9 protein-coding genes are annotated in these 11824 nt (G+C 72.5%); 7 read left to right on the top strand and 2 right to left on the bottom strand.

Going from position 1 to position 11824, the window contains the following annotated elements; genetic code table 11:
* Window positions 1–485: 485 nt before the first annotated feature.
* A complete protein-coding gene (locus tag ADL15_RS35380; RefSeq protein WP_067700459.1) occupies window positions 486–3392 on the bottom strand; it encodes a LuxR C-terminal-related transcriptional regulator in 2907 nt (968 codons plus the stop codon).
* Between the two features lie 181 nt (window positions 3393–3573).
* On the bottom strand, window positions 3574–4173 hold the full coding sequence (locus ADL15_RS35385; protein WP_067700461.1) for a hypothetical protein: 600 nt from the start codon (window positions 4171–4173) through the stop codon (window positions 3574–3576).
* Between the two features lie 169 nt (window positions 4174–4342).
* On the opposite strand from ADL15_RS35385, the gene ADL15_RS35390 reads away from it, so the two are divergent.
* The 7 genes from ADL15_RS35390 to ADL15_RS35420 all read left to right on the top strand — a co-directional run bounded on the left by ADL15_RS35390 (window position 4343) and on the right by ADL15_RS35420 (window position 11809).
* Window positions 4343–5626 (top strand): efflux RND transporter periplasmic adaptor subunit, encoded by a 1284-nt coding sequence (locus ADL15_RS35390; RefSeq protein WP_067700463.1) that lies wholly within the window; start codon window positions 4343–4345, stop codon window positions 5624–5626.
* A gap of 75 nt (window positions 5627–5701) precedes the next feature.
* Window positions 5702–6421 (top strand): response regulator transcription factor, encoded by a 720-nt coding sequence (locus ADL15_RS35395; RefSeq protein ID WP_067700465.1) that lies wholly within the window; start codon window positions 5702–5704, stop codon window positions 6419–6421.
* Window positions 6422–6429: 8 nt separating this feature from the next.
* Entirely contained in the window at window positions 6430–7926 is a 1497-nt protein-coding gene (locus ADL15_RS35400; protein ID WP_083972201.1) for a sensor histidine kinase, read from the top strand.
* 65 nt (window positions 7927–7991) lie between these two features.
* Entirely contained in the window at window positions 7992–9191 is a 1200-nt protein-coding gene (locus ADL15_RS35405; RefSeq protein WP_067700467.1) for an efflux RND transporter periplasmic adaptor subunit, read from the top strand.
* On the top strand, window positions 9188–10012 hold the full coding sequence (locus ADL15_RS35410; protein ID WP_067700469.1) for an ABC transporter ATP-binding protein: 825 nt from the start codon (window positions 9188–9190) through the stop codon (window positions 10010–10012). The genes ADL15_RS35405 and ADL15_RS35410 overlap by 4 nt, the downstream gene beginning before the upstream one ends.
* Complete coding sequence (locus tag ADL15_RS35415; RefSeq protein ID WP_067700471.1) at window positions 10009–11214, top strand: ABC transporter permease; 1206 nt, start codon at window positions 10009–10011, stop codon at window positions 11212–11214. The genes ADL15_RS35410 and ADL15_RS35415 overlap by 4 nt, the downstream gene beginning before the upstream one ends.
* A 19-nt stretch (window positions 11215–11233) precedes the next feature.
* Window positions 11234–11809: a hypothetical protein gene (locus ADL15_RS35420; RefSeq protein WP_067700682.1), complete on the top strand. Its 576-nt coding sequence runs from the start codon at window positions 11234–11236 to the stop codon at window positions 11807–11809.
* Window positions 11810–11824 lie beyond the last annotated feature (15 nt).

Below are 11824 nucleotides of genomic sequence, written 5' to 3' on the forward strand. Positions count from 1 at the left end.
GCACTCACATCAGGCAGACACCGTGTGCACCCCGCCGGGCTCGGTTGCACCCTCCGCCCGGAGCGCAGGACCGTGCACTCGCCGCCACCCGCACCACCCGCACCACCCGCACCACCCGCGCGCCACCCGCACCACCCGCGCGCCACCCGCACCACCCGCGCGCCACCCGCACCACCACCGCCCGAACTGCCGCCCGCACCGCCCCGAGCCGCCCGCGTGTTCGGCGTTGTCGGCTGGTGCTCAGGGGTGCCTCTCGGTCCTTGAGGCACCCCTGAGCACCAGCCGGGAACCGGAATGCGCACCGAGGCCGATGAGCAGGCCGCGACCGGCGTCGTTCACACCTGCGGTGGGGTGGCGACGGCTGTACCCAGCACCGGCCGGCTGAGCGGCATTCCGGGGAGTGCGGCTGGTGGTGAAGGCCGTTGGGAGTCCCTCTTGACGGCCGCCAGGACCAGCCGGGCTCGCACGGGGCGGGAACTCATGCGTCAGCGGGTGGTCAGGAGGTGGGCCATCTCGGTGCGCGAGCGGACGCCCAGGCGGGCGAAGACGTTGCGGAGGTGATGGTCGACCGTGCGGGGGCTGAGGTGCAGCTCCTGGGCCACCTCCCGGTTGGTGGCGCCTTCGGCGACCAGGGTCGCGATCCGCTGTTGCTGCGCGGTCAGAGCGCCGGTGCCGCGGATGGTCGTCTCCGGTCCGGGCCGCTCGCCGGCGGCACGCAGTTCTCGTACGCTCTGTGCCGCCCACGGATCCGCGCCGAGCAGCCGGAACGTCTCCGCCGCCCGCCGCAGATGCTCCCGCGCCGCCACGTGCCGGCGCCGGCGGCGCAGCAACCGGCCGTAGAGCAACTCGGTGTGTGCCCGCGGGAAGCCGCCCTCGCCGACCCGGTGCAACGCCGCGTGGAAGTGGGCCTCGGCCGCCTCGCCGTCCCGGGTTCGCAGCGCCCGGCACCGGTCGCGCAACGCCAGCCAACCGGCCTGCCCGGTGCGCCCGGCCCACTCGTCGAACGTGGACGCGGTCAGCATCAGCGACTCCCGCCCGGCTGTTTCCAGGCCGGCCGCCTCCAGCAGGTGCGGCACGACCGCGACCCGCAGCAGCACGGAACCCCGCCCGGGCGGGCCGGCGACGATCGTGCCCAGCCGTTCCGCTGCCTCGCGGCGTCGCCCGTCGACCAGGTCCAGCAGGGCGAGGGCCCATTCGCACAGCGGCCGCGCCTGGTCGACGGTGCTGGCCGTGTGGATCCGGGCCTGCCCGTTCTCCCGGTCGCCGACCATCGCGGCGAGCACGGCGAGCAGTCCCAGATGGGTGCCGGCGAGGGCGTGTTGCCCGGTGCCCCGGGCCACCGCGGCCCCGTCCAGCGCCGCGGTCGTCGCCGCGTCGTAGTCGCCGGCGGCCATGCCGGCGAGCGCGGCCAGTTCCAGGGCGCGCGGTACCAGGCTGTGTGCCCCTTCTGATCTTGCCAGCAGCGCGGCCCGGCCGGCCGACGCGGTGGCCCGCTGGGCGTCGCCGACCAGGATCCCGGCGGTCGCGGCCCGGATCAGCGGCATCGGCTCGGCGACCCGCCCGGCCAGGTCGAGCTCCTGCCGGAACCGGGTGAACGCGGCACCCTCGTCCCCGGCGGCGATCTCGGCCAGCCCGGCGACGTGGTGATAGGCCATCGTCACCGCGGGCGCCTCGTCGCCGTGCTGCCCGGCCGTGACCCGTCGGGCCAGCGCCGCATACCGGTCCCGCTCCCCGGCCAGGCTGGCAGCCTCCCCGGCGAGCGACAGCGCGTCGAGGGCGGCCGGCGGGTCGGCGTCCCCGAGCTCCGCGGCGACGTCCATCAGGATCTCCCGCGACGCGGGCTCGTCCGGCCGCATCTCCGCGGCGAGCCCGCGCGCCCGCAACCGGGTCCGCGCCCCCGCCTCACCGGCCCGGGCCGCTGTCCGCGCCGGCCGGTCCGCGGTCCGCTCGGCGTCGGTCCGGTCGGTGGCCCGGTCGGTGTCGGTCCGGTCGAGCTTCCGGGCCTGCTGATCGGTGGTCCGGGCATTCTGCGCCGGTGTCTGCGGGCCGGCTTCGGCGGCGTGTTGTTCGGCTCGGCGGAGCAGCTGGCCGGCCTCGTGCGGGCGGCCGGCCAGCCAGGCGCAGCGGGCCGCGTCGAGCAGGGCGGCGTTGCGGTCGGCGGGGGCGGGGGAGAGCTCCGCCGCGTACCGGAAAGCCTCTGCCGCGTCGGACGGCGCGGATGGCGCGGCAGCTCGGGTGAGTGCGGCGGCGAGCGCGGGGTCCGCTGTGGTCGCGGCCGCCGCGCGGTGCAGGAGGGCGTCGAGTTCGCGGCCGCGGGCGGCCGAGACCCGGGCGAGCGCGAGGTGGGCGGTCCGGCGTGCGTCCGCGGACATTTCCCGGTACGCGGCAGCGCGCGCCAACGCTGATCCGAAGCGGACAGTGACACCGTCAACGGTGATCAGCCCGGCCCGCTCGGCGGGCAGCAGCCCACCCAGCCCGGCCCCGTCGGAGGCCGGCGCAGGGAGAGCCCCGGGATCCGCCGCGGGGAGAGCTCCAGGGTCTGGCGCGGGGAGAGCTCCGGGATTCGGCGCGGGGAGAGCTCCGGGGTCCGGGGCAGGGGGAGTGGCGGGAGACGACGTGCGGGACGCCTCGGGAGCCCGCGCCGCGGCGGCGGTGAGCAGGTCGGGGAGGGGCGCCGGGGGATCGGCGGCGGCCAGCAGGAGCAGGTGGCGGGTGGCGGCGGGCAGCGCCTCCAGCTCCGTGCGCAGGCGGCTGAGCAGCGGACTCTCCGGCGGCAGCGTCACCGGGAGCGGGGCATAACCCCGGCGCTGTTGCGCAGTGAGCGACCTGGCCAGATCGGTCAGGGCGGCCGGATTCCCGCCCGCCAGCGCGGTGACGGCGGTGGCCACGTCGGCGGTGACGTCCGGGGCGTGCGCGGTGATCAGGGCGCGGGCGGCGTCCGGCGGCAGGGGCGGGATGCGGAGAGTGGGCAGGCCACACCCGGTGAGGCTCGGTGGACCGGCGGCCAGGAACGCGATCCGGGTGCCGGCCAGGCGGCGCGCCGCGTAGGTGATCACTGCGAGGGACGGTGCGTCCAGCAGGTGAGCGTCGTCGAACACGCAGAGTAGCGGGCGGTGGGCGGCGATCGTACGCAAGAAGAGCAGGAGCGAATCGCCTGCGGTGACCACGTCGCCGGACGGGTGGGCCTGATCGGACAGGCGGCGGAGGGCGGCGAACCGGAACGTGCGTTCGGCGGCGTGTCCGGGAACGGCGAGGGTGGTGCGGTCCGCGGGGGATGCGGGGGACGCGGCGGCGAGCAGGGTGCTGCGGCCGGAACCCGGCCCGCCGCAGAGCAGGAGCGCTCCGCCCCGGCCGGCGGCGGCCGCCTCCAGCAGCCGGGCAACTTCTTGCACTAAAGGTGCATGAAACATGTCGAGAGTGTTGCGCCCCGCGCACCGAACCGAAAGAGGAACGTCGATGTCGTGCACGTGGTGACATTTCCGGGGTGTTGCGGGGAGATGACACGACCGTGCCGGCATCGCCACGACGGGGGGACGAACGATGCCGGCACGGTGGCCTGTGGGGAGGGGCGGGTCAGGAGCTGGCGGCCGCGCTCGGCTGCAGCACCTTGCAGGTCTCGATCGCCTTCTTGGTGACGGCGTCGGTGGCGTCGATCTTGGTGGTGTCGGTGACGCCGTTGTCCTTCAGGCAGTTCGTGAACGCCGCGTTCGCGCCGTTGCCACCGCCGTTGCCGCGACCGGCGCCCATGCTCGGCCGCACCGAGGCGCAGGCCTCCTGGGCCTTGGTCCAGGTCGCGTCGTCGACGCCCTCCGGCTTCTGGAAGCCGCCACCGAAGCCGCCGCCACCGCGCTGGCCGCCGAAGCTGCCCGAGGGCCGGGGCTGGCCGGAGGGCCGGGCCTCGCCGCCGTTCGGCGCGCCGGACGGGCGGGTGCCGCCGTTGCCACCGCCGCCGGGACCGCCGGACGGCATCGTCACGGTCACGCCGTTCTTCGCCAGACATTCCGTGTACGCGGCGAACGCGGTGTTGCCGCCGCCGTTCTGTCCGTCCGAGCCGCTCGTGGCGCTGCTCGTGTCGTCCTTGTCGCCGCACGCCGCGGTGAAGGCCACCGACACGAAAGCCACCGCCGCGCACGCCGCGACCCGGCGGGCCATCTTCGACTTGACTACCGGCACAAGCGTCTCCTCATTAGTCGGGCGGGTACGAGGGCATAGCGAACTAGGGCTTCCTATGCGGAAGATCGGACCAGGCTAGGAATTACCTTTGAGCGGCTCCGGCGGCTCCGAGGGAACTCCGAGGCAGGACCGAGCCCGCGGCGAGGACCACTGGTCAGACTCCTCGACCATGGGTGTTGCACTGGCCGGTCGCCGGCGATTGATTTGGTTCGGCGTGGCGGTCGTCGTGCTCGCGCTGCTCGCTTACGGCGTGATACGAGCGCTGACCGCGGACGGCGCCGAGACGACGAAGGCAGCCGAGACCGCCACCGTGGACAAGGGTGCGGTGACCACCGAGGTGGCCACCACCGGAACCCTGGCGCCGGCGCAGACGCGCAGCCTGTCGTTCGCGGTGGACGGCACGGTGGAGAGCGTCAAGGTCCGAGCCGGGACGACGGTCACCGCGGGCGAGGCGCTCGCGACGGTGAACGACGACGACGCGCAGGATGCGGTCGACGCGGCGCAGGACGCGCTGGACTCAGCGGAGGACACACTCGCCGACGCGAAGGCGGCAAGCACCACTACCAGCACGAGCAGTAGTTCCTGCGACGTGGCCGCGGCGTACCGATTGCAGACCTCCGCAAGCACAACGGTCTCGCCATCGCCCTCGGCCTCGGCCACCGCCTCGCCCTCGCCGTCCGCGACGAAGACCGCGACGGCCAAGCCCACCGCGACCAAGACCGCGACGGCGAAGCCGACCGCGACGAAAACCCGGGGCACCACTCCTGGCGGCGGAGGCACGGGCGGGACCTGTTCCAGCGCCGGCTCCGGAAGCTCCGGTGGCGGCCAGCAAGGCGGGCAGAGCAGCAGCGGCGACGCCATCCTCAGCGCGCAGCAGCGGGTCAACCAGGCCGAGGTGACCCTGGAGGAGGCCGAGGAGGCCCTCGAGGGCGCCACCATCACCGCGCCGATCGCCGGCCGGATCCTCTCGGTCAGCGGCAAGGTGGGCAGTCAGGTCAGCTCCGGCTCGACGTTCGTCACCCTGGCCGACGTCTACGACATGCAGATCAGCGCCGCCTTCCCGGAGGCCGACGCGGACCACCTGGCGGTCAAGCAGAAGGCGGTGATCACCCTGGCCGACAAGCCGGGCGAGGACTTCCAGGCCACCCTGGTGGTGGTCGACCCGGTCGGCACCAGCGACGGCACGCTGACCACGTTCGGCGTGGTGCTCTCCTTCGTCGACGCGCCGGAGGACCTGCTGGTCGGGCAGAGCGCCCAGGTCAAGGTGACCACCGGCAGCAAGACCGGCGTGCTGCGGGTGCCCACCACCGCGGTGCACGACGTCTCCGGCACCAGCGGCACCGTGCAGAAGGACGGCGGCGCGACGAAGGTGGTGATCGGCCTCCGCGGCGACCAGTACACTGAGATCGCCTCAGGCCTCACCGAGGGTGACGTGGTCTCCCGCTCCTGGTAAATAACAGCGGTCTCATAGCTGATTCAAAGAAAACGTTGATACTTCTTTGCGGTGCTTTCCGAAACCCGTTACCCAGTGACCGTCGGCGAGACGTCGGCGCGGGCCACCCGCGTCCTCGTCGTTGACGACGAGCCGAACATCTCCGCGCTGCTCAGCGCCACCCTGCGGCTCGTCGCCTTCGACGTGCGGGTCGCCGAGACCGGGCACTCGGCCCTGGTGGCGGTGAGCGACTTCGAGCCGGACCTGATCGTGCTCGACGTGATGCTGCCGGACCTGGACGGGTTCGAGGTGGCCCGGCGGCTGCGCGCCGGCGGGACCCGGACCCCGGTGCTGTTCCTCACCGCGCGTGACGCGGTCGAGGACCGGATCCTGGGGCTCTCGGCCGGTGCCGACGACTACGTCACCAAGCCGTTCAGTCTCGAGGAGGTCGTGCTACGGATCCGCGCCATCCTGCGGCGCAGTCAGCCGGAGGAACCGACACCGGACACCGGGGTGCTCCGGTACGCCGACCTGGAATTGGACGAGGACGCTCACGAGGTGCGCCGGGCGGGCCGTCTGATCGAGCTGTCGCCGACCGAGTTCAACCTGCTCCGATACCTGATGATCAACGCCGGTCGAGTGGTCAGCAAGGCGCAGATCCTGGACCGGGTGTGGAAGTACGACTTCGGTGGCGATGGCCGCATCGTCGAGTCGTACGTCTACTACCTCCGTCGCAAGATCGACAAGACCGATCCGCCGTTGATCCACACGGTGCGGGGCGTGGGATACGCCCTGCGAGTGCCCCGCGACGAGTGAAGGGGCTGATGCCGCGCTGGCTGCCCTGGCGGCACTGGACGCTACGGTCCCGTCTCGTCCTGGTGGTCGGCATCCTCGCCGCGATCGCGCTGGTCGCGGCGAACGTGACGGGTGTCCTGCTGATCCGCTTCTACCTGCAGGACCGGATCGACAAGCAGCTCACCGGCATGGCGCGGCCGATGACGAACGCGCAACCGGACCCGAACTTCGTACCCCGTGGTCGTTTCTTCCGGGTTGGCCCGGACCAGGTCACCTACCTGTACCGGGCGGACGGCACGCTGGACGCCGACCGCAGCTATCCGGCGGACGAGGGCCGTCCGGCGATTCCGTCTTTCCGCGAGCTCGCCGAAAAAGCGGCCGCCGCGACGCCCTACACCGTCTCCAGCGCCGACGGCACCGACTGGCGCGTGGTCGCCCTCCCGATCGGGAACACCGGCGGGTACGCCCTGTTCGGCTCGTCCCTCGACGAGATGCAGCAGACCACCGACCAGCTGCTGCTCATCGACGCCGGCGTGATGCTGCTGATCCTGGCCCTGCTCGGGCTCGGCGCGGCCTACGTGGTCCGGCTCGGCCTGCGCCCGCTCACCGAGATGGAGACGGCGGCCGCGCAGATCTCCGGCGGCGACCTCTCCCAGCGGGTGCCCGGCGACGCGCACACCGAACCCGGCCGGCTCGGCCTGGCGCTCAACTCGATGCTCACCCGGATCGAGACCGAGGTGGACGCGCGGACCGCCTCCGAGCAGAAGCTGCGTCAGTTCGTCGCGGACGCCTCGCACGAGCTGCGCACCCCGCTCACCTCGATCCGCGGCTTCGCCGAGCTGTACCGGCGCGGCGGCGCGCCGGCCGGTCCGCTGCTGGACGAGACGATGAGCCGGATCGAGGCCGAGGCCGCCCGGATGGGCGTGCTGGTCGAGGACCTGCTCCGGCTGGCCCGGATGGATCAGCAGCGCACCCTGGACCTGCGCCGGGTGGACCTGCTGGAGATCGCCGCGGACACCATCCGGGACGCGCACGCCCGCGTGCCCGGCCGGGCCGTGCTGCTCTCCGGGCTCAGCGACGACGAGGACACCTTCGCGCCCGGCACCGTGCTCGGCGACGACCACGGGCTGCGTCAGGTGGCCACCAACCTGGTCGCCAACGCGCTGAACCACACCCCGGCCGGCACCCGGGTCACGGTCCGGGTGGGGCAGACGGTGGCCACGTCACCGGACGACGCTGCGATCCGCTCCGGGTCCATCACCGTACGTGACGGGCTGCCGGTGGCGGTGCTCGAGGTCGAGGACGACGGGCCGGGGGTGCCGCCGGAGCACGCTCCGCGGATCTTCGAGCGGCTGTACCGGGCGGATGCCAGCCGTACCCGGGCCAAGGGCGGCGGATCCGGGCTGGGCCTGGCGATCGTGGCGGCCATCGTGCACGTGCACGGCGGCTGGATCGAGCTGCACGAGACACCCGGCGGCGGCGCCACGTTCCGCGTGCTGCTGCCGGCCGTCGGTGACGCGCCGTGAGATTCTAAGCTGGCTCCGAGGTTCCGCCGAATCTCCTCCAAGGCCGCGCCCCGAGAGTGTGCGGCATGAAGGTACGCCTGAGCCGCCACCCGTCCCTGGTGGTCAACGCCGTGATCGGCGTCGTGCTCGTCGCCGGTGCCATCACGGTGTACGAGACATTTGCCGGTTCCGATGACGGGGGAACGGCTGCCGTGGCCTCCCAACGAACGGTGTCGGCCCAAACGGGCACGGTCACCAAGTCCGTGACCGCGGACGGCACGGTGGAGAGCGCCAGCACCGCCAGTGCCAGCTTCGAGACCAGCGGCACGGTCACCGCGATCAGCGTCAAGGTCGGTGACAAGGTCAAGAAGGGCCAGGTCCTGGCGAAGGTCGACCCGGCCGCCGCGAAGCGGACCCTGGCCGCCGCGGAGGCCGACCTGGACGCCGCCAACGACGCCCTGGACCGGGTGCAGGACGCCGGCACGGACACCACCGACGCGGAGAACCAGGTCGAGACGGCCCAGCTCGCGGTCGACGACGCGGACGCGGGGGTGGACGGCACGGTGCTCAAGGCACCGATGGCCGGCACCGTCACCGCGGTCAGCGGCACGATCGGCAGCTCGGCCTCCGGCACCGGCTCGTCCAGCTCCTCCTCCGGCGGCGGCTCGCAGGGCGGTGGCAGCAGCTCCACCTCGACGTCCTCGACGTCCACCGGCTTCGTGGAGATCGCCGACCTGACCAAGATGCAGGTCGCCGCGGACTTCGCCGAGGCGGACGCCACCCAGCTCAAGGAGAAGCAGGTCGCCACGGTGACCTGGAACGCGCTCAGCGGAACCGAGCAGAGCGCCAAGGTCACCGCGATCGACCCGTCCGGCGCCACCTCGAACAGCGTGGTCACCTACGGCGTGACGCTGACCCTGGACAAGGTGCCGACCGGCGCCAAGGTCGGCCAGACCGTCTCGGTCGTGGTCACCACCGGCAGCAAGGAGAACGTCATCGCGGTCAACTCCGCGGCGATCACCACGGTCGGCAAGCGGCACACCGTGACCGTGGTCGCCAACGGCACCCAGGAGACCCGGTCGGTGGAGATCGGCCTGGCCGGCGACTCGACCACCGAGATCACCTCCGGGCTCACCGCCGGCGAGCAGGTCGTGGTCAAGACCACCTCGACCAGCTCCGGCACCACCGGTCAGCAGGGCGGCGCGGGCTTCGGCGCGGGCGGCGGCAACTTCGGCGGCGGGGGCAACCTCGGCGGCGGCGGCGCGCCGGGCGGGGGCGGACGATGACCCGGCCGGTCCTCGAGGTCCGCGACCTCAAGAAGAGCTACGGCGAGGGTGAGGCCACCGTGCACGCCCTGCGCGGTGTCTCGATGACGGTGCACCGCGGCGACTACGTGGCGATCATGGGCTCGTCCGGCTCCGGCAAGTCGACCCTGATGAACATCCTGGGCGCGCTGGACATCCCGACCACCGGCACGTACCTGCTGGACGGGGTGGACGTCGGCGGCCTCTCCGACGCCCAGCTGGCCCTGGCCCGGAACCGCCTGATCGGGTTCATCTTCCAGTCGTTCAACCTGATCCCGCGGACCACGGCGGTGGCCAATGTGGAGCTGCCGCTGGCGTACGCCGGGGTGAAACCGAAGGAACGGCGTCGCCGGGCGCTGGCGGCCCTGGACGTCGTCGGCCTGGCCGACCGGGCCGGACACGAGCCGAACCAGCTCTCCGGCGGCCAGCAGCAGCGCGTCGCGGTGGCGCGGGCGCTGGTCACCGAGCCGGCCCTGCTGCTCGCCGACGAGCCCACCGGCAACCTGGACAGCAAGTCCACCGACGACGTGCTGCAGGTCTTCGACGACCTCAGCGCGGCCGGCAAGAACATCGTGATCATCACGCACGAGGACGAGGTGGGCGCCCGCGCCAAGCGGCTGATCCGCCTGGTCGACGGCTCGATCGTCACCGACGTGCGGCAGTCCCCGATCGAGCTGGCGCCGGTCGGTGCGGCCGCCGCGCACGCCAAGGTGCAGTCGGTGGCCGCCGGGCACCTCGCGGCCGGGCACGGCACCGTCGCCCGTGGTTCCGTCTACGCCGCGGGCGGGCGGCACACCGCATGAGCTTCTTCGAAGTGGTGCGGTTCTCGCTGCGCGGGCTCTCCGCGAACAAACTGCGCTCGGCGCTCACCATGCTCGGCATCCTGATCGGTGTCGCCGCGGTGATCCTGCTGGTCGCGGTCGGCAACGGCTCGGCCAAGGCGATCAGCGACCGGATCGAGGCGCTGGGCACCAACACCATCACCGTGATGAGCACCGGCCGGGGCGGGTCGAGCAGTACCGCCCTGACCAAGAAGATGGCCGACGCGCTGATCGACCCCGAGCTGGCGCCGGACATCAAGTCGGTGTCGCCGGTGGTCAGCGCGTCGTCGGCGACCATGACGTACGAGGGCACCGACCACGCGGTCAGCACGTTCGTCGGCACCACGCCGGACTGGTTCGGCGCGTCCAGCACCCCGGTGGAGAAGGGCGCGTCGTTCACCGCTGACGACGTGACCCAGGGCCGCCGGGTGGTGGTGATCGGCCAGACCGTGGCCGAGGAGCTGTTCCCCGGCGTCGACCCGATCGACAAGCAGGTCACCGTGAGCGGCGCGCTGTTCACCGTGGTCGGGGTGCTGAAGGAGAAGAGCTCCACCGGATTCCAGGACCCGAACGACACCGCGATCGCCCCGCTCACCGCGGTGCAGCAGGTCCTCGCCGGGTACGGCTCGCTGACCTCGATCATCGTCGAGGCCAACGACCCCGACAAGGTGGACGCCGTGCAGAGCGAGGTGTCGACGATCCTCAATCAGCAGCTGAAGGTGGACCCGTCGTCCTCGTCGACCACGCCGTACCGGATCCAGAACGCGTCGTCGCTGCTGGAGACGCAGACCGAGACGGCGGACACGTTCACCACCCTGCTCGGGGCGGTGGCGGCGATCAGTCTGCTGGTCGGCGGGATCGGCATCACCAACATCATGCTGGTCACGGTGACCGAGCGGACCCGGGAGATCGGCATCCGCAAGGCACTCGGCGCGCCCCGCCGGGTGATCCTCAACCAGTTCCTGATCGAGGCGACGCTGTTGAGCGTGCTCGGCGGCGGCCTCGGTGTCGCCGCCGCCCTGATCGGCAGTCAATTCGAGATCGTCGGCGTGAAACCGGTGATCGTGCCCAGCTCGGTCGGGCTCGCCTTCGGGGTGTCCGTCGCGATCGGGCTGTTCTTCGGCGGCCTGCCCGCCGCCCGCGCCGCCCGCCTGCGTCCGATCGACGCGCTGCGCTACGAGTGAGGACTCAACTGTGAACCGGATGAACGACGAGACCGCCCTGTTGCCGGCCGTGTCACCCCAGCCCGAGCCCGACGACGCCGACCACGACGGTCTGGCCGAGGAACTCGCCAAGGTCGCGCCGAAGAAGTGGTGGAACAAGGGCACGGTCGTGCTGGGTGTCGGCCTGCTGCTGATGGGCGGCTTCCTCGGCGGGGTGTACTCGCAGAAGCAGTGGGGCGCGTCGAGCACCACGACGTCCGGCTTCCCCGGTGGCGGCACCGGTGGCCGTGGCAACTTCGCCGGCGGCGCCGGCTTCCCCGGTGCGAACGCCAGCGCTGCCCCGGGCGGGGCCGCGGCGCAGGGCGGAACCGGGACCGCCGCAGCCGCGGCGGCCGGCACCACCGGCACGGTCAAGCTGGTCAACGGCAAGACCATCTACGTACAGACCGCGGACGGCTCGGTGGTCACCGTGAAGACCGACGGCAGCACCTCGGTCTCGACCGCGAAGAAGGGCAAGCTCAGCGACGTCAAGGCCGGCGACGCGGTCACCGTCGAGGGCGCGACCGGCACGGATGGCACGGTCACCGCCACCTCGGTCACCGCCAAGGGCAAATGACCGTTCAGGTGTGAC

Origin of the sequence: Actinoplanes awajinensis subsp. mycoplanecinus, assembly GCF_001509495.1 — a bacterium.
Classification (GTDB): domain Bacteria; phylum Actinomycetota; class Actinomycetes; order Mycobacteriales; family Micromonosporaceae; genus Actinoplanes; species Actinoplanes palleronii.

Bases quoted from the DNA above. Each gene is read 5' to 3' on its own strand.
- ADL15_RS35390 (WP_067700463.1), top strand. From the start codon at position 4,343: ATGGGTGTTGCACTGGCCGGTCGCCGGCGATTGATTTGGTTCGGCGTG.
- ADL15_RS35400 (WP_083972201.1), top strand. From the start codon at position 6,430: ATGCCGCGCTGGCTGCCCTGGCGGCACTGGACGCTACGGTCCCGTCTC.
- ADL15_RS35405 (WP_067700467.1), top strand. From the start codon at position 7,992: ATGAAGGTACGCCTGAGCCGCCACCCGTCCCTGGTGGTCAACGCCGTG.
- ADL15_RS35410 (WP_067700469.1), top strand. From the start codon at position 9,188: ATGACCCGGCCGGTCCTCGAGGTCCGCGACCTCAAGAAGAGCTACGGC.
- ADL15_RS35415 (WP_067700471.1), top strand. From the start codon at position 10,009: ATGAGCTTCTTCGAAGTGGTGCGGTTCTCGCTGCGCGGGCTCTCCGCG.
- ADL15_RS35420 (WP_067700682.1), top strand. From the start codon at position 11,234: ATGAACGACGAGACCGCCCTGTTGCCGGCCGTGTCACCCCAGCCCGAG.